A 24,288-nucleotide genomic window follows, 5' to 3' on the forward strand; every position below is an offset into this window, starting at 1 on the left:
ATCATGTTTCGGCTATCAGAGCACAATTCCGGGAAATGGAAAACAATGATGTTGCGAAGTTCTGAGTGGTACGGCGGCGACGACCGCAACTCGTACATCCACCGCGCCTGGATGCGGCGCGGTACCCCCGGGAACGCGTTCGAGGGACAACCCCAGATCGCGATCGCGAACACCGCCTCGGATCTGACACCGTGCAACTCACATCTCGACGAAGTTGCTCAGGCGGTCAAGAACGGGGTTTACGAGGCCGGAGGCATCCCGCTCGAGCTGCCCGTCGTCTCCCTCGGAGAGACGAACGTCCGCCCGACCGCGATGCTGTGGCGGAACATGGCAGCGATGGCCACCGAGGAGATGCTCCGCGCGAACCCCATCGACGGGGTCGTCCTCCTCGGCGGTTGCGACAAGACGATCCCCTCCCTGCTCATGGCGGCAGCATCGGTCGATCTCCCGGCGGTCGTCGTGCCGGGGGGACCGATGGCTACGGGCACCTTCCGCGGGCAGGCTCTGGGCTGCGGCACCGACGTCTGGCGTCTGAGTGAAGAGGTCCGCGGCGGAAAGCTCTCCGAGCAGGACTTCCTCCTCTCCGAGTCCTCGATGATCCGCAGCAAGGGGCACTGCAACACGATGGGAACCGCGTCGACGATGGCACTCGTCGCTGAGGCGCTGGGGACGGTGCTGCCGGGGCTCGCCGGGACTCCGGCGATCGACAGCCGCCTCTTGGAGGGCGCTCATGCAACGGGGCGCCTCGCCGTCGATCTCGTCCGAGACGATCGCCGACCGAGCACGTTCCTCACCCGGGGAAGCTTCCACAATGCGATCGTCGCGCTCGCGGCCATCGGCGGATCGACGAACGCCGTCGTCCACCTGCTCGCGATCGCAGGGCGTCTCGGCATCGAGCTGACCGTCGATGACTTCGACAGGATCGGTGCGAACGTTCCCCTCCTCGTGAACCTGCAGCCTGCCGGACGGTTCCTGATGGACGACCTGCACCGAGCCGGAGGATTCCAAGCAGTCCTCAGCGAGGTCCGTGACCTCCTCGACCCCGACGCGTTGACGGTTGATGGTCGCCCCCTCGTCGACCATCTGGACGATGCCCGCATTTGGGACGCGGACGTGATCACCGAACGATCGAACCCCTTGCTCCCGAACGCCGGGATCTCGGTCCTCCGGGGCACCCTCGCCCCGGGCGGCGCGATCATCAAGCCCGCGGCCGCGTCGACCCACCTGCTCAAACACCGCGGCCGAGCCGTCGTGTTCGACTCGATCGAGGACTTCCGCGCCCGCATCGACGACCCGGACCTCGAGATCGATGAGAACAGCGTGATGGTCCTCCGCGGCTGTGGGCCGAAGGGCTACCCGGGGATGCCAGAGGTGTCGAACATGCCACTCCCGCGCAAGCTGCTGGAACGCGGCGTCCGCGACATCGTCCGGATCTGTGACGGGCGCATGAGCGGAACCGCCTACGGCACCGTGGTCCTGCACGTCACACCTGAAGCCGCAGCCGGCGGTCCGCTGGGCCTCGTCCGAAACGGCGACTGGATCGAGCTCGACGTCCGCGGTCGCCGCCTGGACCTCGACGTTCCGGCCGATGAACTGGAGGCACGGGTCCCCAACGCCGCGACCGTCGCTGGGTTCGCGAACCCACGCCGAGGGTGGGAGCGGCTGTACGTCGATCACGTGACGCAGGCGGACACCGGGGCCGACCTCGACTTCCTGATCGGTGCCAGCGGCTCGGAGGTGTCACGTGAGTCGCACTGACGGGGGCAGTGCCGCGGGCAGCACGACGCTCCGCCCCGTGCCTCGCGAGGTCGTCGACGCGTTGACGATCGCGGCGCCGCACGGCGTCGCGAGTCGCGCGACCGATCGCTTGGCAGCCGCACACGACGCATCCCACTACCTCCTCACCCCTCAGGCGGTCGTCACGCCCGGCTCGACCGAGGAACTCGCCGCCGTCCTCGCCGCGAGCCGCGCAGCGGGCACGAGCGTCACGTTCCGTTCCGGTGGCACCAGCCTGTCCGGGCAGGCGAGCTCGTCGGGCGTGATCGTCGACGGGCGCCGGCACTTCCGCCAGATCGAAGTCCTCAGAGCGGGTGCGCAGGTGCGCACCGGACCAGGTGCGACCGTCCGCGCGGTCAACATCCGATTGGCTCGACACGGCAGGAAGCTCGGCCCGGATCCCGCGTCGGAGATCGCCTGCACCGTCGGCGGGGTCATCGCCAACAACTCGAGCGGGATGGCGTGCGGCATCGAGTCGAACACCTACCGCACACTCGCGTCGGCCGTGCTCGTCCTCGCCGACGGCAGCGTCTTCGACACCGGTGCAGCAGATGCCGACAACGACTTGCGGGCGCGGCGCCCGGACGTGCACGCAGGGCTGCTGCGGCTCCGTGACGAGGTGCGCGCCGACGAGCGGTCCGTAGCTACGCTTCGACGACTGCATGCGATCAAGAACACCATGGGCTACGGCCTGAACAGCTTCCTGGACCACGACCGCCCGATCGACATCCTCGAACACCTCGTCATCGGGAGCGAGGGCACCCTCGCGTTCGTGGCCGAAGCGGTCTTCGACACCATCGCTGTCCGCCCGTTCGCGGCGACTGGTCTCCTGGTGTTCCCCGATCTGGAGACCGCGACCTCGGCGCTACCGGAGCTCGTCGCCGCGGGGTTCGCGGCGGTCGAACTCCTCGATGCGACAAGCCTCCGGGTGGCACAACGGGACGCCGAGGCACCGGACGACCTCCGGGCGCTCGCCGTCACGACGCAGGCCGCTCTCCTGGTGGAGTACCAGGAGAGCACACAGGCAGCTCTCGACGAACGGCTCGCCAGGTCCGCCGGGATGCTGGCCTCGCTCCACATGCCTGCCGTCGGTCTCCTGAGCACGGATCCGGCCCGCCGAGCCCAGCTGTGGCACATCCGGAAGGGGTTGTACACACTCGTCGCCGGCGCCCGCCCGTCGGGGACGACGGCGCTGCTCGAGGACATCGCGGTGCCTGTCGAGCGCCTCTACGAGACGTGCGTCCGTCTGACCGAGCTGTTCGAGCTGCACGGGTACGAGGACAGCGTGATCTTCGGCCACGCGAAGGACGGCAACATCCACTTCATGCTGAACGAGCGGTTCGACCAGCCGCGACTACTCGAGCGGTACGCGGCGTTCACCACCGACATGGTCGACCTGGTGCTCGAGCAAGGCGGCACGTTGAAGGCCGAGCACGGCACGGGACGAGTCATGGCGCCGTTCGTCCGACGACAGTACGGCGACACTCTCCATGCGGTCATGGTCGCGGTCAAAGCGCTGCTCGACCCGGACGGGGTCCTCAACCCCGGGGTGCTGCTCAGCAACGACCCGGACGCACACGTGCGCGGACTTAAGACGACGCCCACGGTCGAAGCGGAAGTCGACCGATGCGTTGAGTGTGGCTACTGCGAGCCCGTCTGCCCGAGCCGGGACCTCACCACCACCCCTCGAGAGCGGATCGTGCTGCGGCGCGAGATCGCACGGGCAGATGCTGCGGGAGACACAGCCCTCGCTGACGTGCTCCGCTCGGAGTACGACTACGACGCGGTACAGACCTGCGCGGTCGACGGCATGTGCCAGACCGCTTGTCCTGTCCTCATCAACACTGGTGACCTCGTCCGCAGGCTCCGCGCCGAACAGAACGCCCCGGTGGTCGAGCATGCGTGGAGCGCTGCGGCGAAGTCGTGGGGCGTGGTCACTCGTGCGGGCGGCGCGGCGCTCAGCGGCGCATCCGCGGCACCTCAGATCGCAGCAGCCGCGACCCGCGTCGCCCGCCGCGCTCTTGGGGCCGACACGGTGCCTGCCTACTCTGCGGACCTTCCGCGCGGTGGCACGACGCGGCGTCGGGTCGAACTCCCCGGCACGCCGAGCGCGGTGTACTTCTCGAGCTGTACGACGACCATGTTCGGAGGTGTGGGTGGCGGCGACGTCCGAGGCGCTTTCCTGCAACTCTGCAGGAAGGCCGGCGTCTCGCTCGTCACTCCTGAGGGGCTGCCCTCGCTGTGCTGCGGCACCCCGTGGAAGTCCAAGGGACTCGACGACGGGTACGAGGTCATGCGGCGTCGCGTCGTCGCCTCGCTCCGCGACGCGACCTCCGACGGCGCCCTGCCGGTCGTCAGCGACGCGTCGTCGTGTTCCGAAGGCTTGCGGATTCTCCTCGATGCCAGCAGCGAGGCGGGCATCCGGGTGATCGACGCTGTGGCCTTCGTCGATGAGGTCGTACTGCCGAAGCTTCCGCCTCGAGCCAAGGTCGCCTCGATGACGGTGCACCCGACGTGCTCGTCGACTCGACTCGGTTTGAACGACGCCCTGGTGCGCGTCGCGGCGGCGGCTGCGGACCACGTCGTGATCCCCGACGATTGGAGCTGCTGCGGGTTCGCGGGCGACCGAGGCATGCTGCATCCCGAGTTGACGCGAGCAGCGACGACGGCCGAGGCAGCGGCCGTCGCGGCTGCGTCATCGATCACACACGCGTCCGTGAACCGAACGTGCGAGATCGGCATGAGCCGAGCGACTGGGTCGGCCTACCAGCACGTGCTGCAGGTCCTGGCCGGCACGCTGGAGTTCGGAGACCACGCGGAGTCCGGGAGGGCGACCTGAGTGCCGAGCGCCTCGCATCCGCACCCCTGGGGCGGACTCAGCCGGCATGCACCCCCGGGGCGACGACCGTCAGCGGCACGACCACGTCCTCGCAGCCAGGCGCACTGACGATGACCTCAACGGCTCCTGGAGCGTCAGGGCGGACCACTGCGAGCAGCCGGCCACGGAAGCTGGTGTGGGTGGTGCCGTCGTAGCGTTCCGGTTGATCGGGACGAGCACTGCCGAGGCCTTGCAACACCGCTGGTCCACTGACGTCCACGGTCACCGGACGATCGGCATCCGGGATCACCACGCCGTTGGTGCCCTGCAGGGTGATGGAGACGAACGCCAGATCGGAGTGGTCCGCGACGAGTGCCCGCCGGTCGGCCTGCGCGTTCAGCGTGTGCCTGCCGGTCGCTGACCGCAACGTGTGGCGTCCCACCTCGACGTCGTTCCGGTAGGCGACTGCGGTCACCTCACCGTGACGGTACGGCACGTCGAACTCCGCGCGGAACGACGCGGACCTGCCTGCGGGGGCACGTCCGGAGGGCGTTCCGTTGACGAGTAGTTCGACTGCGTCCGCGTCGCTGTAGATCTCGACGGTGACCATCGTGCCGTCAGCGACGTCCCATGACCAGCTGGCGATCGAATCGCTCCAGGACCACTGGCCAGGGATGCGTGTCCGGCCATGGGTGTCCGGGTGCTGGACGGCGATGTACGGTCGCTGACGACGACCGAAGATGATCTCCCGGTAGTACGACGCCGGACGTCGGTGACCGGTGATGTCGATGTCGCCGCACCATGCGAGACGCCACGGGTACGGTGCTCCGAAGGCTCTGTCCTCACCGTCGTAGCGAGGAGCGCCGATGCCGACCTCGCCGAGGTAGTCCCAGCCGGTCCAGGTGAAGTCGCCGATCACGCGGGGATTGCCGAGCACCGCACTCCAGTTGGTTGCGATGTCGCCCGGGTAGGTCTCGGTCCCGATGATGATGCGGTCGGGGAAGAGGTCTCGGTCGAGGTCGTAGCGGGCCGCGCCGTAGTTGATCCCGGCCGCGTCGAGGATCGCGAACGACTCGGCCGTCCTCTCCGTGACGAGCGGTGAGGCGATGACGTCGGACATGAAACCCTCCATCGACTCCATCGCCGCGTTGACACCCCCCTCGAGGTTGCCGCCGGCAGCTTCGAGGAGCTCGACGGCTTCGGGGAGTACCGAAACGAACCCGTTGATGGCATTGGTGACGAATCGGGAGGGGTCGAGTTCGCGAACCCTGTCTGCGATCCGACGACCCCACTCGCTTCCGAGTGGCGTCCCGGTCTCGGGGATCTCGTTGCCGATCGAGTAGAAGACGACGCTCGGGTGGTTGAAGTCCTTCTGGACCATGGCGGTGACGTCTCGTTCCCACCACTCGGCGAACCTCAGCGAATAGTCGTGGTGCGACTTGCCGACGGTCCAGACGTCGAACGTTTCGTCCATGACGAGCATGCCCACCCGGTCACAGGCTTCGAGCATCGCGCGACTGATCGGGTTGTGCGCGCTCCGGATGGCATTGAAGCCCGCCGCTTTGAGCAGTTCCACCCGTCGTTCGTCTGAACGACCGATGCTCGCCGCCCCGAGGATGCCGTTGTCGTGGTGCACGCAGGCACCGCGCAGCTTCACCGTCTCCCCGTTGATGCGGAGGCCGTGTGCCGGGTCGAGCTGGAGTCGACGGATCCCGAACGACGTCTCGGTGGAGTCGACGAGGTCGTGCTCGGCGAAGAGCTCGACCTTCGCGGTGTGCAACACCGGGTGTTCGACGCTCCACAGTGCCGGCGTTGCCACGTAGTGGCGGAGTCGCACTGTTGCTGTGGTGTGGGGCCGGACGGTCACCGGGGAGTCGGAATGCGACAGGACGATCCCAGCCGTGCCCGTGATCTCCGTCCTCACGGACATCCGTTGCGTTGCGGAGGTGGTGTTCACGACGGGGACGCTCACCACGACAACCGCCAGAGCCTCTTCGATGTCCGGTGTCGTGACCTGCACGAGCGCGCTGTCGACGTGGACCGGCTCCGAGACCACCAGCCACACGTCCCGGTGGATACCGAGCCCGGCGTACCAACGAGAGTCGTCGTGAGCTCGCGCGTCGACACGGATGCGGTTCGTCTCGCCGTAACGGAGGTAGGGGTCGAGGTCAATGGAGAACCCGGTGTAGCCGTTCGGCCGTTGCCCTGCGAAGTCATCGTTCACGTACACCATCGCGTCTCGGTGTACCGCTTCGAACTCGATCGCCACCCGCTTCCTCCGGTAGCCCTCCGGGACGGCGAGCTCGAGCTGGTACTCCACCGTCGCCGATGGGACGTAGCCGTTGTGCGTGCCACCGTCGCTGTGCGGCGTCCTCTCGAGCGCGAGGGCGGCATCGTGTGGCACCCGCACGGTGGTACGCGCTTCCTCGCCGTCCGTGAGAGCGACGAACATGCTGGTCTTCGGCCGGATGGTCCAACCCGTGTCGAGCGGGGTGCGTGTCATGGCGGTCTCGCCTCTTCTCGGTGTTCGGGGACGACAGGACGCGGACGGCCGCCGCTCTGCAGCCGCGACCGTCCACGTGCTGCGTTCAGACGCCCACAGACCCGGTCTTCGCGATGAGTGACGCGAAGTCGGAGTACGACGAAGTGACCTGCGGGGAGTTCCAGGTCTTCTGCGCCATGATCCGCAGACGCGGGAACAGGTCGGCCGCGGCCTCATCAGGAGTCCACGTTCCCCCACTGTTCCAGTCGTTCAGCGACGAACCGGTCTGCTTTGGGTTCCCGACGCTAAGCGTCTTGGTGGGCAGGTACTTCTGGTATCCGCCGGCGCCGTCCTCGCGGTAGAGGTAGCCGTAGAACTGCTCAGCAGACCAATCCTCGTACATCCATGCCGGGTCGATCTGCGGCGTCTGCCCACCGGGCGGGTAGGCGTACGTCGGGAGCAGACTGTCGTTCAGGACCTCGTGTCCCTGGTCCACGAGGACCTGCGGCGAGTACGGGCCGGTGTCGCCGAACAGGTTCTCCGGGTCGGCGTCGGTCCACCACTGCACGACGATGTTCGAGTCGGCGTTGATCGTCGTGCCGGGCCCGAGGTTGTCGTTCCACATCCGCGCTCGCTTCCCGCGGGCACGGACGAACGCATTCAGCTCGTTCGCGAACGCGATCACCGAGTCCTTCGCAGTCGCAGCGGACCCGACCCGTTCCTTCGCCCACTGCTCCAGCTGCGGGTAGTCGGCGAACAGGCTGTTCGCGAGGTACTCGTCCTGCCCGAGGTGCCAGTACTGACCAGGGAACAGTGGAAGGTACTCGGCGAGGATCGACTTGATCAGGTCGACCGCGCCAGGGATCGTGAAGTCGAGCTTCGACGGAGAGGTCGTCCCGTTGGTGTCCACGAGCCGGTACTGCGGGTACTTCTGCAGCAGTGCGCCGAGGTGGGCCGGGGAATCGATCTCCGGGATGACGGTGATGCGACGGGCCGACGCGTACGCGACGAGTTCGGTGAGCTCACGTTTCGTGAGGTACTTCGCGGACTGCAGTCCGAGCTTGCTCTCCACACCCCACCCTTCGTCGTCGGTGAGGTGGAGCGACAGGATGTTCAGCTTGACCGAAGCCATGTCACGCACGCGGGCCTTCAGCCACTCGAGTGGGAAGTACATGCGAGCAACGTCGACCATCAGGCCGCGTTCACGGTACGTCGGCCAGTCCCGCGCCGTCCCGGTCGGAACGGTCGCGCTCTGCCGGAGTAGTTGGAGGAGCGTCTGACCTCCGTAGAAGACGCCGGAGGCGGACGCTGCGGTGATTGTCACCGCGTCGCCGATGTCGAGTTGGTACCCCTCGGAACCGAGATCGGCACCGACGGCACCGAGTCGGAGGTCGATGTCACCGCGGTGCGGGCGGCGGTCGGAGACCAGCACACGGAGGAGCCGTCCGGTCGCGGCGCGGACGTCGGCTGCGATGACGGCCGCGATGTCCCGAAGCTGCCAGGTGTCCCGCGTCCTGACCAGGATCACGGTCGAACGAGTGAGTTCGAAGCCGCCGCGTCGCCCCTGCCATTCGCGGAGCGCCGGGATCGTCGACGGCCTCGCGTTCACACCGCCGTTGCCCGACGCCGCCGGCGCTTCCGTCGATGCCGACGCGGCACCGCCGTCGAGTTGCGTCAGCGCCAGAGCACCGAGTGCTGCAGCGCCGCCGAGCGCCGCTCGTCGGGAGATGGACCCGGATCGTTCTTCGTGCATTGCCGTTCCTCTTCGTTGATGGAGCTCGGTGGTGCAGATCAGTTGGTGTGGGGGTGTTCGGCTCCCCTTTGCTTCAGCCCTTCACACCGCCCGTGGCGAGGCCCGACTGCCAGAAGCGCTGCAGGAACAGGAAGGCGATCATCAGCGGGATGATGGAGACGAACGCGCCGGTCAGGACGGTCGAGAACAGCACCTGCGCGCCGCCACCCGCTGACGCCGCGCTCTGCCACTGCGCGAGTCCGACGGTGACGGGGAACAGCTTCGGGCTGTTCAGCATGATGAGCGGGAGGAAGTAGTTGTTCCAGGTCGCCACGAGCTGGAACAGCAGGATGGTCACGATGCCCGGGGTGAGGAGTCGGAGCGAGATCGTGCGGAAGGCCCGGAACTCGCTCGCACCATCGATCCGCGCCGCCTCGAGCAGGCTGTCGTCGACCGCGTCGGCGGCGTACACGCGAAGGAGGTAGACGCCGAACGGGCTGACGAGGGACGGCAGGATGACGGCCCAGACCGTGTCCGTGAGCCCGCCCGCGGCGAACAGGAGGTAGGTCGGCAGGGCGAGCGCGGTGAGCGGGACCATGATCGACCCGAGCACGACGTTGAACACCACGCCGGAACCGGGGAAGCGGTACTTCGCGAGCGCGTAGCCGGCCATCGTCGACAGTGCTGCTGCGCCGATGGAGCCGACGACCGCGTAGAGAGCCGTGTTGACGAGCCACCGGAGGTAGATGCCGTCCTGGAAGGTGAAGAGCGAACCGAGGTTCTCGAAGAAGTCGAAGGAGCTCCCGAACCAGAGCCCGAAACTCGTGAAGAGGTTGCCGTTGTCCTTCGTGCTCGAGATCACCAACCAGAGGAGCGGGACGAGGAAGTACACCACGGTCAGCCAGATGATGATGGAGAGGACCGTGCTGCGGCGCTTGTCGCGTTCTAGCGGCCGTCGGCTGCGCGGACGACGCCCCTTCGCGCTCGGTCCGGAGACGGCGTCCGTGATCTTCGTGGCCTCGGTGACGAGCGGGGTCGCGGTCATGCCAGTCGCTCCTTGCGGTTGGTGATGCCCTGGACGACGAACGACACGATCATGATGACGATCCCGAGCAGGAACGCGATCGCAGCCGCGTAGTTGATCTCCTGGTTTCGGAAGGCGAGGTTGTACGCGTACAGGTTCGGCGTGAAGTCGCTGCCGATGGCGTTCGGAGCGATGTTGAAGAGGAGGTTCGGTTCGTTGAAGAGCTGGAACGAACCGATGATCGAGAAGATGATCGTCAGGAGCAGTGCAGGGCGCAACGCCGGCAACTTGATGCTCCAGGCGATGCGCCACTGCCCGGCGCCGTCGATCTCGGCCGCCTCGTACAGCTCGTTCGGGACGGAGCGGAGTGCCGCGTACAGCACGATCATGTTGTACCCGATGAACTCCCAGCAGACGATGTTCATCGTCGACCCGAGCACGTTCTGGGGCGACAACAGGTTCGGCGCGTGGAGTCCCAACACCTGGAACAGCTGCGTGATGAGCCCGAAGTCCTTACCGTACAGGTAGCCCCACATGAGGGTGGCGACCACGCTCGGTACCGCGTACGGGACGAAGACGAGGATGCGGACCACCTTGCCGCCGCGCACCCGGCCGCTGTCGAGAGCGAGTGCGATGAAGATCGACGCGACGATCATGATCGGCATCTGCACGACGAGGAAGAGCGCGACGCGTCGCAGCCCTTCCCAGAAAGCAGGATCCTGCAGCGCCCTCGCGTAGTTGCCCAGTCCGCTGAAGACCTCGCCGCCGACGAGTTGCGAGGTGAACAGGCTGAGGTACCCGGAGTACACCAGCGGGACGACGAAAAAGGCGGCGAAGACGATGAGGAACGGAAGGGTGAGGAGCCAAGCGGTCTTGTTCTGTCCGGCGTAGATCCCGCGCCGTTTCCGGGGGACGAGGAAAGCGGTGCTGCGCGCCGCGGTGCTTCGGTGGTCATGATTGCCTCTTCGTGGGAGGGCCGGCCGACTGCGTGCTCGGCCGGCCCTCGTCGGTTACTTGACGGTGAAGCCCTGTTGCTTCGCGTAACTGGTCAGCTTCTTCTGCCACGCGGTGAGCGCGGACTTGAGATCGCCGTGGTCGGCGATGGCCTTGCCGAGGGTGTCGTTGTAGGACGAGTTGACGTAGTCCTGGAACGGCAGGTACCCCTGGTTCTGGGGAACCGTCGTCGAGACGTCGGCGAAGAACTTGTTCACCTGCTGGCCGCCGTAGAACTCCGACTCGGCGTCCGTGAACGCGGCGTCCTTGAGTGTGGCCGTGGTCGTCGGGTACAGCGACTGGTCGTTCGCGAGCTTGATCGTCGATGACGGGTCACTGTTGATGAACTTCGCGAGTTCGTACGCGGCGATGGGGTTCTCGGTCCCCGCCATCACCGCGTCCGAGGAGCCTCCCCAGTTCGCGGAGACCCGCTCGCCGGACTTCCACTGCGGGAGTTCTGCTGCTTTCCACTTCCCGCTCGTGTTCTTCGCGCTGCCGGCGAGGAACGTCGGTCCCCAGGCGGCCGTGAGCCAGGTGGCGTAGGAACCCCGGGACAATCCCTGGTACCAGGCGTCGGTGAAGTCCGGGTCGGTCGCGACGAGGTCCTTCTGGATGAGGTCCTGCCAGTACGAGACGACCTGCTGCGTCTTCTCGCTGTCCACGTCGATGCTGACGGTCTTCTTCCCGTCGTAGTCGAACAACTTCGCACCGGCCTGCGAGAAGAAGCCGAGCGTCTGCGGCATGTCGTTGCCGGGGATGTTCGTGATGTAGGCGCCGGTCTTTTCCTTCACCGTCTGCGCGTCCTTCGCGAACTGGTCCCAAGTGGTGGGAGCGCTGACGCCCGCCTTCTCGAGGATGTCCGTTCGGTAGAGCGTGCCCATCGGCCCGGAGTCCTGCGGTACCGCCCAGATTTTCCCGTTCTGCGTGACCTGGCTCCAGATCCCAGGCACGAAGTCGGACTTGATCTTGTCGGCACCGTACGGCGTGATGTCGAGCAGACTGTTTGTCTGCGTGAAGGACGGCAGGTAGTCGTACCCGATCTGCGCGACGTCGGGAACGCCCTTGCCTGCCTTGACGGCTGCTCGCAGCTTCACGTACTGCGTGTTCGCGTCACCCTGGTTGACGAGGTTGACCTTGATCTTCGGGTACTTCTTCTCGAAGAGGTCGATCTCGTTCTGGATGTTCGGCACCCAGGCCCAGAAGTTGATCGTCGTCGACGTGTTCATCGCCTTGTCGATCTCCGCTTGGCTGGCTGGCTTCGTGTCGGCTCCGTTGCCGGATCCGGATGAGCTGCATCCGGAAAGAGCCAGAGCGACGGTGACGGCGACCGCTCCAACTGCGAGCGCGACGCTGCGGTGAGTTTTCATGGTGCTGCTTTCGGTGGGAGGGTGACGGTCACCGGAGAGGGTGACCCGGAGTCTCGAGCGCGAACACGCGGGCGGCTCGCGGCTCGAGAGGTATGGTGTCGCCGGAGGCGTACTGGGTTCCCGCGACCAGGTCCCGGAGGTCGGCGGGAGCGGTGACGCAGGCCGGTTCAGCCGACCAGTTCGACACGAAGTGGATCGAACGGGCGTCTGCTTCGCCGGTGCTGACGGTGACGCTTGCAGGACCGCCCCATCGTCGAGCGGCGGTCTCCGGGACCGCCCACCGGGCGATGCTCCGCGCGAAGGCGGGATTGGGGACCGTCGCGACGTAGGTGATCGACCCGGCACCGGTCGGTCGGGTGGTGACCGCTGCGCCCGCGCCGAGTTCTGTGGGACGGAACGAGGCGATGACCGCGGCGTCGTCCACCTCCAGCAGCTCGACCCACGCGCTTCCGGCAGCTCCTGGTTCAAGCGTCAGCGCGGGTGTCGACACGACCGCGAGTGGCTCGATGAGGTTGCTGTACTCGTCGTAGTGGACGCCTGCTGCGTCGCCGAGGACCGGTGGCGCCGTTTCCCGTCGGACGCGGCCGAGTTCGTCGGCGTACCCGGTGCGCACGCCGACGATCAGGTGTCCGCCCGCGGCCGCGTACGCCCGCAGGGCGTTCATGACGTCGTCGTCGGCGATGTAGACCGCGGCCGCCACGAGCACGGGGTACCGCTCGACGGCGTCCGCAGCATCGAGTTCGAGGAACTGCCCGGGGTGCTGCACCCGGACCTGCGCGCCCGCTTCGAAGAAGCCACGGTAGAACGCGTCGAAGATCTCCTGGTATGCACCGGCGTCGGGCGACCCGTCGGGCTTCGCCAGGGGTGGCGAGAACTCGAACGCCCACTTCGTGTCGGTCGACCACAGCATGAGGACGTCGGCGTGCGGCTCGAAGGTGTCCAAGGCGGCGCCGAGTTCGCGGATCTCCCGCCCGAGCGCGGCGACCTCCCGGTAGATCCGACCGGGCTTCCCGCTGTGCGGCAGCACGCCGCCCCAGTACGCTTCCCCGCCGTAGGTGAGTGTGTGCCAGTGCCAGTACTCGACCATGCGGCCACCCCGGGCGAGCAGCGCGAACGCCGCCTGGCGGAGCTGCCCCGCGAAGGGCGGGAAGTTCTGCCAGGACCCTCCGACCGACTGTGCGTTCGTCTCGGTGACGAGGAACTGGGACTGCGCCGACGACCAAGCCCGGTCGCCCCACTGGAACAACGCCCACACGCTGGTGTGCCACCAGAGTTCTTCTCGGAGGACCGCTGCGTCCCAGTCGAGACCGTGCTGCATCCGGTAGTACGGGTTCCCGGCCACGACGTCGATCGAACGCGCCAGCTCCTCGTCGCGGACCTGGGGCCGCGTGTAGGACAAACACGTCGTGACGAACTGGTCGTCGCGGGCGTACTCGCGCACCACGTCCGCCTGCCACGCGATGAGCTCGGTGGCGAGGGTCGCCTGGAAACGGCGCCACTCGAGCTGGTACTCGGGCATGGCGTTGCCGTCCGGTCGCCAGAGGTCCGCCCAGTCCGACAGACGGTGGGACCAGTAGACCAGTCCCCAGGCTTCGTTGAGGGTGTCGATGCTGCCGTAGCGGACCTTCAACCACTCGACGAACCGTTGGAAGGTGTGTTCGTTGTGCGGCAGCCGCATACCCGGTTCGTTGTCCACCTGGTAGCCGATGACCGCCGCATGGCTCGCGTACCGCCCGACCACCTTCCGGGCGATCCGCTCGGCGTAGAACCGGTAGGCCGGGTGGCTCTGGTCCATCTCCTGGCGCGCGCCCCAACCATGCCGTTTCCCGGTGGACGTCTCGGCGGCGATCTCCGGATGGAGCCGCTGCAGCCACGGCGGGACGGCGTACGTGGGAGTGCCCAGGATGACGCTGATCCCCCGTCGATGGGCCTCGTCGAGCGTCGGCTCCAGCCAGTCGAGCTCGAACACACCCTCGCGCGGCTCCCAGGTCGACCACACCGACTCCCCGACCCGGATGACGGTGAACCCGGCTTCGACCATCAGGTCGAAGTCGTGTCGGAGGTCGGCGTCCGGCTGGTACTCGGGGTAGTAAGCAGCGCCGAACAGCACGCCGCTGAAGGGTGGGGGGATGTCATCGGTGGCCAATCTCGTGGAGCGTGAACGTTGCAACAGCGGGTATGTTGTCGACAACACGTTGTTGTTGAGCGAAGGTAGCCCGGCTCCGTCAGCCACGCAATGGTCAAGAGTTACGATCCTGTTACAGCAGGTCGGCGTCGCGTCGGACAGGGCTCGATTTCGCGCAACACTCCGGACCGATTGCCCCGCGGTGCCGCGCCGCAGGGTGCCGTCGACGTCACAACGGGACCGCAGCGCTCCCGTCCGGTGCGTCCGAACCACAGGAGCCGAGCATGCGTCTACCCACCACACCCGTGATACCGGGCTTCCACCCGGACCCGAGCGTCTGCGCGGTCGGCGGCGAGTTCTTCCTGGTGAACTCGAGTTTCGAGTACGCCCCGGCCGTTCCGGTGTTCCGATCGTCGGACCTGCGTTCCTGGACACAGATCGGTCACGTCCTGGAACGCGCAGAGCAGTTCACGCCCTCGTCGACGCGCCCGTCGGGCGGCGTGTACGCGCCCACGCTTCGCCACCACGACGGTCGGTTCTGGATGATCACGACCAACGTCGACGACGGTCCTGGGCAGCTCCTCGTCAGCGCAACCGATCCGGGCGGCCCCTGGTCCGATCCGATCCGCGTGCCAGGTGCCGTCGGTATCGATCCCGACCTCGCGTGGGACGAGGACGGGACGGCCTGGATCACCTGGTCGGGCGAGCTACCACCCGGGGCTCAAGGCATCCTGCAGGCCCGGCTCGACCTGCGGTCGGGCGAGTTGGGTTCCCGTCCCGAAGTGCTCTGGCGCGGAACGGGCGGACAGTTCCCTGAGGGACCGCACCTCTACCACGTCCACGGGTTCTGGTACCTCCTCATCGCAGAGGGCGGCACCGAGCGCGGACACGCCGTGACCGTCGCGCGGTCGACCAGCATCTCCGGGCCCTACGAACCGGCCGCTTCCTCTCCGCTCCTCACGGCGAGGAGTACCGCGTCGCCCACGCAGAGCACCGGCCACGGCGATCTCGTGCAGCGATCAGACGGCTCTTGGGCGATGGTGTTCCTCGGGACCCGGCCGCGCGGTTCGACACCGGCGTGGCATGTCCTCGGGCGGGAGACGTTCGCCGTCGAGGTGGCCTGGGAGGACGGGTGGCCCGTCATCGGTGCGCCTGTCGAGCCGCGTCGGCCCTCGACGTCGGTGGAGGAGCTCCCGGCGTCGGCGATCCCGCTGACCTGGGTCTCGCCGGACGCTTTCCCCTCCGACGTGCTGTCCCGGAAGCGCGAGGCGTGGACACTGCGTCCGCGCGGTGGGACGACGTTCGTCGGGCGACGCCAGGAACACTTCTTCACCCGGACCTCCGCTCGGTTGCACCCGCGGAGCGGCACTGCTGCGCTCGAGATCAGGATCGATCCGAGTCACCGGGTGCTCATCGAGACCGACGGAGCCCGAGCGCAAGCGGTCGCCGTCATCGACGACCAGTGGTTCTCACTTGGGAGTTCCGTCGCCGTGTCGGACGTCGTCGTCGAGATCCGCACCGAACCCGCACGAGGGCGCGCGGGTACCCCCGCAACGGGCCGGACCAGATCGTCCTGGGCATCAGGACGGGGTCCACGTTCACGTCGCTCGGGCAACTCGACGGCCGGTACCTGTCGACCGAGGTGGCGGGCGGCTTTACCGGTCGGATGATCGGCATCTCCGCGGCGGCCGAGACGTCCGTTGCGTCGTTCCGGTACGAAGGAACGGACGACGCCACCGCCCGGGCCTGACCGCAGATCGCCGTGCCGCCGCATGCGCGTTACTTGGCGTCAGGTGCGCCGCGGGCCGCAGGCGGAGCGGTCATCGGGGCGATCGACTTCCTGCGGCACCAGGACATCGCCCATGTGCACGTCGCGCCACTCTCGGAGGAGCCTGTGGAAACGGACGGGGCCGGGCCCGTACCCCCGCCTCCCCGCAGGCGGGAGCCCTCGCCGTTGTAGTAGCCAGGCGTGCAGGCCTCGAGGAAGCGACCGTTGTCGACCTCCACCTCGCGGATCGTGGCGGCCCAGGCGTCCTGCGCCGCGGCTGACGGTTCGACTCGCGCAGCACCACTGGTGCGCGCGCCTGCCAGGACCGCAGCGATGTGCACGGCCTGCTCCTGCAGGATGTGCACGAAGTTCACGGAGTTCGCGTTTTGAAACGACCCGAGGTGGAACAGGTTGGGAAAGCCGTGGGACGTCATACCGTGCAGCGTGCGAGGCCCCTGCGCCCACGCCGAGAGCAACGGCATACCGCCGGCACCAATGACCGGGAGCGAACCGGAGACGACCCCGGAGACGCCCGTCTCGAAGCCGGTGGCGAAGATCACGCAGTCGACCTCGTACTCGCGGTCTCCGACGAGGACCCCGTTCTCGGACATGGCCGTGATGCCTCCCGTGTCCGCGGTGTCGACGAGTGTCACGTTCGCCCGGTTGAACGCGGGAAGGTACTCGTCGCTGAAGGTCGGGCGCTTGCACATGTAGCGGTACCAAGGCTTCAGTTTCGCGGCGGTGTCCGCATCGACCACGATCTCGTCGACCCGCTGGCGGATTGCGTCCATCTTGGCGGCGTCCGCGATCTCGTCGAGTCGTTCGCGTTCCTCCGGTGAGAGGTCATCACGGGAGGCTCCGGTTAGCATCTGTCGCTGCAGTCGGGCCGTGGCGGTCCACCCGTCGTCGATGAGATCGACCTCCGGCTCCTCTCCCGAGACCGTCTCGAGGAAGTTGTCCATCCGGTGCTGTTGCCAACCTGCGGGGAGCCCGTCGGTCCAGCCCTCGGGGAGGTCACGGTTGTCGCGCACGTCGACGCTCGACGGGGTGCGTTGCAGGACGACGAGGTGCTTCGCATCCTTCGCGACCTTCGGGATGACCTGCACGCCGGTGGCGCCGGTCCCGACCACCGCGACGCGCTTGTCACGCAGGCCGACCAGCCCTCCGGTCTCGTCCCCGCCGGTGTAGGCGTAGTCCCAACGGCTGGTGTGGAACGTGTGCCCGCGGTAGCGGTCGAACCCGGGGATCGCCGGCAGCTTCGGTTGCGTGAGCGTGCCCGAGGAGACAACGACGTAGCGGGCGCGCATGTGGTCGTCCCGGTCCGTGCGCACGTGCCACACCAGGTCCGCCTCGTCCCAACGCAGCTCGGTGATCCGGGTGTGCAGGAGCGCGTCGTCGTACAGGTCGTAGTGCCTGGCGATGCGCACTGCGTGCGCGCGGATCTCCGCGCCCGGCGCGTACCGGCGCGTGGGGCTGGTCCCGACCTCCTCGAGCAGCGGCAAATACACGGACGCTTCGATGTCGCAGTGGACGCCGGGGTACCGGTTCCAGTACCAGGTCCCTCCGAAGTCGCCCGCTTCGTCCGTCACACGGACCGAGTCGAAACCGGCATCGCGCAACTTCGCCGCGGTGAGGAGTCCGCCGAAACCGCCACCGATGACGAGGACTTCGACGGCGTCGTGTCGAGGCTCCCGACTCGTCGTTCGAGTGTAGGGGTCTCGTGCCCAGTAGCCGAACGCGCCCCGTGTGCCGCGGTACTGACGCGCGCCGTCCGGTCGTAGTCGCCGGTCGCGCTCGAATCGGTACTTCTCCCGCAGCTCCTCGAGGTCGATCGTGGGTTCGGTCTGCATGGCAGTCATCTCTCTCCTGTTCGTTTGCGTCACTGTGGTGCGCGCTGAGCCAGCCGCGGACGGCCTACCGTCAGCTGCGGTGCTTCGGCAGGAAGAACGCGATGGACAGAGCTACGAGCGCGGCTCCTGAGCCGATGGCGAGCACCGTCTGGAACGCGGCCTGCGTGGGCACCGCCGCTCTGCCTGTATGGGTGACCATCTGCGCGAGGATTACGCCGGCTACCGAACTGGACAACGACGTGCCGATGGATCGCATGAGCGTGTTCAGACTGTTGGCAGCGGCGGTCTCGCTCTGCGGTACCGCTCCCATCACGAGGGCAGGCATCGCGCCGTAGGCGATTCCGATGCCAGCTCCGATGAGCACCGACACCAGGACGAGCTCCCAGACGGCGGACATGAGCACGATGTTGATCCCGTACCCCACCGCCACGGTCGCGGCTCCGACCATCAACGACACCCGCGGACCGGCCGCTCGCGAGATCCTTGCGGACAGCGGGGCGACCGCCATCATGACGAGGCCGGACGGCGCCATGACCAGTCCGACCACGAGCATCGACTGACCGAGGCCGTACCCAGTCGACGACGGCGTCTGCAGCAGCTGCGGGAGCACCAGCGACATGGCGAACATCGCGAATCCAAAGATCATGGAAGCGGCGTTCGTCAGCAGGACCTGCCGTCCGGCGGTCACGCGCAGGTCGACCAACGGCGCTGTCGTCCGGAGTTCCCATGTGCCCCACAGCACGAGCACGACGGCAGCGATAACGAGTAGACCGATCGTGAGTGGGGAACCCCATCCCCACGTCGCGCCCTTCGAGATGCCCAGCAGCAGCGCGACGAGCGCGGAAGAGATGCCGATCGCGCCGACGTAGTCGAAGCGCCCGCCGCTTCGCACCGGGGACTCCGGGACCAGCGTAATCACCAGCGCGAGTGCCACCGCGCCGAGCACCGCTGCCACCCAGAACAGGACGTGCCAGTCGAAGTTGTCGGCGAGGATCGCGGCTGCGGGGAGACCGAGCGCCCCTCCGACGCCGAGGGAAGCGCTCATCATGGCGGTGGCACCGCCGAGCTTGTCCGCGGGGAGTTCGTCTCGCATGATGCTGATGCCGAGCGGGATGACGCCGGCAGCGAGGCCCTGGAGGACACGGCCGATCACCAGCGGGACGAGCGACACACTCAGCGCGCCGATGACGGAGCCAGCCACGAGCAGGACGACGCTGATCACGAGCATGCGACGCTTCCCGAACATGTCACCGAGTCGGCCAACCGTGGGCGTCGCAACAGCTCCGGCCAAGAGGGTGGCGGTCACAGCCCAGGTCGCGTCGCTGGGAGACGCGTTCAGCAACTTCGGCAGCTGGGGGATCAGCGGGATCAAGAGGCTCTGCATGAGCGAGACAACGATCCCGGCGAACGCGAGAACGACCACGGTCCTCCCACTGCTCGGCCGGGCCCCGACGGTCCCATGGGCTGGACCACCAGCCGGGCGTGCGGCTTCCGTCGTTGACACGGTCATAGTTCCTCCTGAGCAATGGGATCCCACTGTAAGTCAGTCGCTTGATTGAAACAAGCAGCGATGGTTGTGGTGTGCTGATGTCCGTGGACGACCAACAGAAACGCCGCTCGACCCCAGAGCCGTCGCTGACCCGGAGCGAGCGAGTCGAATCAACGAGATCGGCACTGCTGGACACGGCCGAACGGCTGTTCGCCGAACGCGGGATCGGCGCAGTGTCGAACCGTCAGGTCAGTGAGGCCGCCGGACAGGGCAACAACACCGCGGTGGGCTACCACTTCGGCACCAAGTCCGATCTCCTCAGGGCGATCGTTCGTCGCCACCAGGACGACGTCGAGAACCGCCGAGCCGTCCTCGTGGGAGACGCTGGATTGTCCGCAGACGTGCGCACATGGGTCGACTGCCTGGTCCGGCCGACCGCAGAGCACCTCGCGTCCCTGGGCCCGCTCACGTGGTACGCGCGGCTGACAGCGCAGCTCGTGGCTGACCCATCCCTTCGTCAGGTATTCACGGACGAGGCGCTGTCGTCTACGTCGCTCCAGGACGCCCTTGCCGGGATCGAACGCAGCCGACCGGACATCCCGGACTTCGTCCGAGTGCAACGAGACGCCATGTCTCGGCAGCTCATCACCTACGGCTTCGCGGAACGTGAGGAAGCGCTCGCAGCGACGCGCGCGGATGCGTGTCGACAGACTTGGGAGTCGTTCGCGACCGGATTGACCGACGGCATCACGGGAATGTGGCTTGCCCCGTGGACCGAGCCCGAGCGGTGACCCCACACGGCCCGCCGACCGCAGCCGGAACAGTGGCCGGGTTTTTGCGCAACGCGGTGGAGTGTCTGGTCGGGGTCACATAGCGTCGCAGGGCGCCTGCACGCGGTGTTGGTAGTGCCCCTCAAAACTGTCCCATGGAAGTGACCATGACAAAGCCGTCATCTGACCATCTCGACCCCACACGACGGCCGGAAGAGCGCGCTTCCGCGCTCCTCGCGCTCATGACGAACACCGAGAAGGCGCATCAGCTCGTTTCGGCTCCGCCCTGGCACATCACGAGGCGGGACGGTCAACGGCCCGCCGAACTCGACGCCATGCTGCAAAGCCCTCCTGGGTTCATCTGCAACTTCGGCGTCGACGATCCGGCAACCATGGCGGACATCGTCCACGACCTGCAGCGCACGGTCATCGAAGGTTCCCGGTTGGGGATCCCGTTGCTGGTTCACGCAGAAGCGCTGAATGGATTCCTCGCCGGCGGACACATGGTGTTCCCGACCGCCATCGGCCTCGCCGCCAGCTGGAGCCCGGAACTCATCGAACAGATGGCAGATGTCATCCGGCAGCAAATGAAGCGGGTCGGCGTCCGTCAGGCCCTGTCGCCCAACATGGACATTGCTCTCGATCCGCGGTGGGGACGAACTCACGAGACGTACGGCGAGGATCCGTACCTGGTCGGTCAGATGAGCGTCGCGTACACGAAGGGGCTGCAGTCGCGGGACCTGCGAGATGGAGTGGTCGCGACGGCGAAGCACTTCATCGGGTACGGCAATCCCGAAACCGGCATCAACCTCTCCGCGTATGAGGGCGGCCCCCGACGAACCCGCGATCTGTTCGCATTTCCGTTCGAGGCCGCGATTCAGCTCGCCGGTCTCGCGTCCGTCATGAACTCCTACGCGGACGTCGACGGCACGCCCGCTGCTGTCTCCTCAGAGGTACTGACCAACCTGCTCCGCGACACCCTCGGCTTCGACGGCTTTGTCTCCTCCGACTACAGCACGCTGCAGCAGGTGGTTGAGCGACAGCGTGCAGCTCACTCGGCGGCGGAAGCGGGACGGTTTGCAATCGAAGCGGGGCTCGACACAGAGTTCCCAACCCCGTTCGGCTTCGGCGACGCCCTGGTAGGCGAGGTCGAGGCGGGACGCCTCGACCTCGCCACGTTGGACCAGGCTACCCATCGGGTGCTCACCGCGAAGTTCCGTCTCGGGTTGTTCGAAAACCCGTACCCGCAAGAGCGCATCGACGTCGATGCAGTCGCCGCGGAAGGCGCTGAGTTGTCGCGCGAACTCGCGCGGCGATCGGTCGTCCTCGTGCAGAACGATGGGCTGCTCCCACTCGCGCCGAACCAACAGAGAGTTGCTCTGGTCGGCCCCCACGCCAACGCCGTTCGGTACCAGTTCCCCACGTACAGCTACCCCGCGTTCCGAGACATGACTGTCTTCATGAGTTCGGGCGGCATGGGCAACATGATCGGCGTCGACCCGGGCATGGCGGCGTGGAACAACAGCGTGTTCCCCGCGGTCCCGGTGGAGGATTTCGTGCGCGATCGTCTCGACGCGACTACGCTCCTGGACGAGATTCGCACCCGAACTGAGGTCGACTACGCGCAGGGCAGTGGGCTCATCATGGCGGGTGAGGACGACGCCGTCGAACGTGCCCTCGCGATCGTGGAGCAGGCAGACATCGCCGTGCTCGCGCTCGGTGGCGCCAGCCTGTGGTTCAACGGTGATCGGACCGAAGGCGAGGCCAGCGACACAGCGGACATCGAGTTGCCCGCGGCGCAAAGACGGCTGGTCGACGCTGTCGCCGCGACTGGGAAGCCGTTTGTCGTGGTCCTCTTTCAAGGCCGCGCCTACACACTGCCGGAGTCAGTGCTGGCGGCAAACGCGATCCTCGTGGCTCCATACGGAGGCCCGTTTGGTCCTTCCGGTGTTGCGGAGGTGCTCTTTGGTGAGACGCAGCCCAGCGGGAAGCTGCCGTACACGATCCCACGCCACGTCGGTCAGCTGCCGATCTATCATCACCAGCGCAGCGGGACCGGCCAGCGCAACCCGCTCCCACCGGACGTCGCCGAGCACTACCTGGACATGCCGGCAACGCCGCTGTTCCCATTCGGCCACGGACTCACCTACACCGACTTCGCATTCGAGGACCTCTCTGTCAGCAGCGAGATCACGTCGGATGGCACCGCAAACGTCGAAGTAACGGTCGAGAACACGGGTCAGCGAGCCGGCACGGCGACCGTGCAGCTGTACCTCCGCGCGACGGGCGTCGGCGTGACGCGGCCGGAACAGCAGCTGGGTGGATTCACGCGAGTGACGCTGGAACCAAGCGAACGAGCGCGTGTCCGTTTTGATGTCGACGCCGCGCAACTCGGGTACACGGACCGGTTCCGGGAGTTCAGCATCGAGCCCGGCACCGTGGATGTCTGGCTCGGACTGTCCTCCGACCACCGCGCTGTGAGCGGGTCGTTCCGCATCACGGGAGATCGTCGTCCGCTCGCAGCAAGCGATCGCAGTTTCTTCTCTCGAGTCGGAGTGACCAATGCTTGACACCAACTCGACCGTCAACGTCACTCGTGCTACTGGTGAGACAGTGAGCGCGGCCCTCGAGCCAATCGTGCCCGGGTTCCACCCCGACCCGACGGTGTGCCGGGTCGGAGACGACTACTATCTTGCGTTCTCCAGCTTTGAGTACTTTCCCGGTGTGCCACTGTTCCACAGCCGAGATCTGCTGACTTGGACACAAATCGGCAACATACTCACCCGACGCGAGCAGTTCGATCCGGCCGGCGTGCTGCCGTCCTCCGGCCTGTTCGCGGGCACCCTCCGCCACCACAACGGCCGTTTCTGGTACATCACGACGAACGCGGCAAGGTTCGACGAAGGACAGCAGATCTACTGGGCATTTGACCCCGCTGGGCCCTGGAGCGATCCCATCCCGGTTCCCGCAGCGGGCGGGATTGACCCGGATCTCGCGTGGGATGACGAGGGCACGTGCTACCTCACCTGGCACGTGCTGGACTTCATCGTCGGAGGGCAGGCTGTTCACCAGGTCCCGATCGACCCTTCGACCGGAACATTCCTCGCGGAGCCGTACCGCGTTTGGCAAGGCTCCGGGATGACGGCCGCCGAAAGCCCGCACCTGTACCAGATTGGCGACTACTGGTACCTGCTCCTCGCCGAGGGTGGAACCGAGCGCGGGCACTGCGTGACCGTTGCGCGGTCGACCGGACCGAGCGGCCCCTTCGAAGCATGCCCAACCAATCCCATCTTCACGCACAGGAGCACCGGCCACGCCACGCAGAACGTTGGGCACGCCGATTTCGTGCTGGCTCCGGACGGCTCGTGGGCATCGGTGTACCTCGGCGTTCGCGCTAAGGGACCGACGCCGGGCTTTCATGTCCTCGGTCGTGAGACCTTCCTTGCAGGCATCGACTGGGTCGACGGCTGGCCAGTGTTCGACGAAGAGCGATACCGCTTGCCTCGACGGAACACGGCGTTCGAAGAGCGGTTCGACGGCCCACTCCACCCGCGGTGGGTAGTCGCAAGCGGACGACCACAGGACGTTATCGGTCACGGCGGCGCTCTGAGCGGAGATGTCGATCATGGAGGCCTTCACATCAGTACCCGAGTGACCGACCTCAGCTGGGAGGCGGCAGCGGTCCTGACGGGCGGGGGTGAGTTGCGGCTCGGCATCGACCCGCGCCACTGGTATGCAGTCACTCTGCGCGACGGACGCCTGACGGCCCGCGCTCGCGTTGGAGGGCTCAGCACGTCGTGGCCTGCTCCTGCCGTAGCGACCGGCCCGGTCGAGGTCACGATCAAAGCCACAGCGCCCACCGACGCGAGCATCCCCAACGGGAAAGCCGGACCGGACGTGATCTCACTATTGGCCTGCGTCGACGGCATCGAGACCGTCCTCGCGGAACTCGACGGGCGATACGTCTCCACGGAGGTCGCAGGAGGGTTCACTGGACGGGTCCTCGAGATCGGCGGAACCGGTTCACCGAGTCGGGTGTCGTCGTTCTCGTACCGGCCGCTGCCCTGACAGAAGCGCCCATGGCACGGGCGAAG

Annotated in this window: 16 protein-coding genes; 8 read left to right on the forward strand and 8 right to left on the reverse strand. The window is 66.9% G+C overall.

Going from position 1 to position 24,288, the window contains the following annotated elements; all coding sequences use genetic code 11:
• Window positions 1-45 precede the first annotated feature (45 nt).
• Both ACZZ0J_RS09480 and ACZZ0J_RS09485 read left to right on the forward strand, forming a co-directional pair.
• The gene (locus tag ACZZ0J_RS09480; protein ID WP_463436447.1) at window positions 46-1,758 is read left to right on the forward strand and encodes an IlvD/Edd family dehydratase; all 1,713 of its coding nucleotides are present in this window, start codon (window positions 46-48) and stop codon (window positions 1,756-1,758) included.
• Window positions 1,745-4,615, forward strand: coding sequence for an FAD-binding and (Fe-S)-binding domain-containing protein (locus ACZZ0J_RS09485; RefSeq protein WP_463436449.1), 2,871 nt, complete (start codon window positions 1,745-1,747; stop codon window positions 4,613-4,615). Before ACZZ0J_RS09480 ends, ACZZ0J_RS09485 begins: the two co-directional genes overlap by 14 nt.
• A 37-nt stretch (window positions 4,616-4,652) precedes the next feature.
• Here ACZZ0J_RS09485 and ACZZ0J_RS09490 read toward each other — a convergent pair whose 3' ends face one another.
• The 5 genes from ACZZ0J_RS09490 to ACZZ0J_RS09510 form a co-directional block, all read right to left on the reverse strand.
• On the reverse strand, window positions 4,653-7,097 hold the full coding sequence (locus ACZZ0J_RS09490) for a glycoside hydrolase family 2 TIM barrel-domain containing protein (protein WP_463436450.1): 2,445 nt from the start codon (window positions 7,095-7,097) through the stop codon (window positions 4,653-4,655).
• An 85-nt stretch (window positions 7,098-7,182) separates the two neighbouring features.
• Window positions 7,183-8,829, reverse strand: coding sequence for a family 20 glycosylhydrolase (locus tag ACZZ0J_RS09495; protein ID WP_463436452.1), 1,647 nt, complete (start codon window positions 8,827-8,829; stop codon window positions 7,183-7,185).
• 73 nt (window positions 8,830-8,902) lie between these two features.
• Complete coding sequence (locus tag ACZZ0J_RS09500) at window positions 8,903-9,853, reverse strand: carbohydrate ABC transporter permease (RefSeq protein ID WP_463436454.1); 951 nt, start codon at window positions 9,851-9,853, stop codon at window positions 8,903-8,905.
• Window positions 9,850-10,641 carry a carbohydrate ABC transporter permease gene (locus ACZZ0J_RS09505; RefSeq protein WP_463436456.1) on the reverse strand — a complete coding sequence of 264 codons (792 nt, stop codon included), beginning with the start codon at window positions 10,639-10,641 and terminating at the stop codon, window positions 9,850-9,852. Before ACZZ0J_RS09505 ends, ACZZ0J_RS09500 begins: the two co-directional genes overlap by 4 nt.
• Window positions 10,642-10,842: 201 nt before the next feature.
• Window positions 10,843-12,051: an ABC transporter substrate-binding protein gene (locus ACZZ0J_RS09510; protein WP_463436458.1), complete on the reverse strand. Its 1,209-nt coding sequence runs from the start codon at window positions 12,049-12,051 to the stop codon at window positions 10,843-10,845.
• On the opposite strand from ACZZ0J_RS09510, the gene ACZZ0J_RS09515 reads away from it, so the two are divergent.
• Window positions 12,044-12,184 carry a hypothetical protein gene (locus tag ACZZ0J_RS09515; RefSeq protein ID WP_463436460.1) on the forward strand — a complete coding sequence of 47 codons (141 nt, stop codon included), beginning with the start codon at window positions 12,044-12,046 and terminating at the stop codon, window positions 12,182-12,184. The two genes, ACZZ0J_RS09510 and ACZZ0J_RS09515, sit on opposite strands and share 8 nt — an antisense overlap.
• A 36-nt stretch (window positions 12,185-12,220) precedes the next feature.
• Here ACZZ0J_RS09515 and ACZZ0J_RS09520 read toward each other — a convergent pair whose 3' ends face one another.
• A complete protein-coding gene (locus ACZZ0J_RS09520) occupies window positions 12,221-14,302 on the reverse strand; it encodes a beta-galactosidase (RefSeq protein WP_463436462.1) in 2,082 nt (693 codons plus the stop codon).
• A 299-nt stretch (window positions 14,303-14,601) separates the two neighbouring features.
• Here ACZZ0J_RS09520 and ACZZ0J_RS09525 point away from each other — a divergent pair, with 299 nt between their 5' ends.
• Window positions 14,602-15,987, forward strand: a complete 1,386-nt coding sequence (locus tag ACZZ0J_RS09525; protein WP_463436464.1) for a family 43 glycosylhydrolase — start codon at window positions 14,602-14,604, stop codon at window positions 15,985-15,987.
• Window positions 15,948-16,067, forward strand: coding sequence for a hypothetical protein (locus ACZZ0J_RS09530; RefSeq protein ID WP_463438168.1), 120 nt, complete (start codon window positions 15,948-15,950; stop codon window positions 16,065-16,067). Before ACZZ0J_RS09525 ends, ACZZ0J_RS09530 begins: the two co-directional genes overlap by 40 nt.
• 29 nt (window positions 16,068-16,096) lie before the next feature.
• Here ACZZ0J_RS09530 and ACZZ0J_RS09535 read toward each other — a convergent pair whose 3' ends face one another.
• Both ACZZ0J_RS09535 and ACZZ0J_RS09540 read right to left on the reverse strand, forming a co-directional pair.
• Entirely contained in the window at window positions 16,097-17,935 is a 1,839-nt protein-coding gene (locus ACZZ0J_RS09535) for a flavin-containing monooxygenase (protein WP_463436466.1), read from the reverse strand.
• A gap of 70 nt (window positions 17,936-18,005) precedes the next feature.
• Window positions 18,006-19,445: an MFS transporter gene (locus ACZZ0J_RS09540; protein WP_463436468.1), complete on the reverse strand. Its 1,440-nt coding sequence runs from the start codon at window positions 19,443-19,445 to the stop codon at window positions 18,006-18,008.
• An 83-nt stretch (window positions 19,446-19,528) separates the two neighbouring features.
• Between ACZZ0J_RS09540 and ACZZ0J_RS09545 the strand changes: the two genes are divergently transcribed.
• The 3 genes from ACZZ0J_RS09545 to ACZZ0J_RS09555 all read left to right on the forward strand — a co-directional run bounded on the left by ACZZ0J_RS09545 (window position 19,529) and on the right by ACZZ0J_RS09555 (window position 24,262).
• Window positions 19,529-20,215 carry a TetR/AcrR family transcriptional regulator gene (locus tag ACZZ0J_RS09545; RefSeq protein ID WP_463436470.1) on the forward strand — a complete coding sequence of 229 codons (687 nt, stop codon included), beginning with the start codon at window positions 19,529-19,531 and terminating at the stop codon, window positions 20,213-20,215.
• Between the two features lie 134 nt (window positions 20,216-20,349).
• Window positions 20,350-22,764, forward strand: coding sequence for a glycoside hydrolase family 3 N-terminal domain-containing protein (locus ACZZ0J_RS09550; protein ID WP_463436472.1), 2,415 nt, complete (start codon window positions 20,350-20,352; stop codon window positions 22,762-22,764).
• Window positions 22,757-24,262 (forward strand): family 43 glycosylhydrolase, encoded by a 1,506-nt coding sequence (locus ACZZ0J_RS09555; protein ID WP_463436474.1) that lies wholly within the window; start codon window positions 22,757-22,759, stop codon window positions 24,260-24,262. The genes ACZZ0J_RS09550 and ACZZ0J_RS09555 overlap by 8 nt, the downstream gene beginning before the upstream one ends.
• Window positions 24,263-24,288: the final 26 nt, after the last annotated feature.

It is taken from the genome of Curtobacterium sp. AC272, from assembly GCF_979258155.1.

What these genes read in the sequence shown, in the direction of transcription:
- ACZZ0J_RS09480 (WP_463436447.1), top strand. Translation starts at nt 46, where the DNA reads ATGATGTTGCGAAGTTCTGAGTGGTACGGCGGCGACGACCGCAACTCG.
- ACZZ0J_RS09490 (WP_463436450.1), bottom strand. Translation starts at nt 7,097, where the DNA reads ATGACACGCACCCCGCTCGACACGGGTTGGACCATCCGGCCGAAGACC.
- ACZZ0J_RS09495 (WP_463436452.1), bottom strand. Translation starts at nt 8,829, where the DNA reads ATGCACGAAGAACGATCCGGGTCCATCTCCCGACGAGCGGCGCTCGGC.
- ACZZ0J_RS09500 (WP_463436454.1), bottom strand. Translation starts at nt 9,853, where the DNA reads ATGACCGCGACCCCGCTCGTCACCGAGGCCACGAAGATCACGGACGCC.
- ACZZ0J_RS09510 (WP_463436458.1), bottom strand. Translation starts at nt 12,051, where the DNA reads ATGAACACGTCGACGACGATCAACTTCTGGGCCTGGGTGCCGAACATC.
- ACZZ0J_RS09525 (WP_463436464.1), top strand. Translation starts at nt 14,602, where the DNA reads ATGCGTCTACCCACCACACCCGTGATACCGGGCTTCCACCCGGACCCG.
- ACZZ0J_RS09535 (WP_463436466.1), bottom strand. Translation starts at nt 17,935, where the DNA reads ATGCAGACCGAACCCACGATCGACCTCGAGGAGCTGCGGGAGAAGTAC.
- ACZZ0J_RS09540 (WP_463436468.1), bottom strand. Translation starts at nt 19,445, where the DNA reads ATGACCGTGTCAACGACGGAAGCCGCACGCCCGGCTGGTGGTCCAGCC.
- ACZZ0J_RS09550 (WP_463436472.1), top strand. Translation starts at nt 20,350, where the DNA reads ATGGAAGTGACCATGACAAAGCCGTCATCTGACCATCTCGACCCCACA.
- ACZZ0J_RS09555 (WP_463436474.1), top strand. Translation starts at nt 22,757, where the DNA reads ATGCTTGACACCAACTCGACCGTCAACGTCACTCGTGCTACTGGTGAG.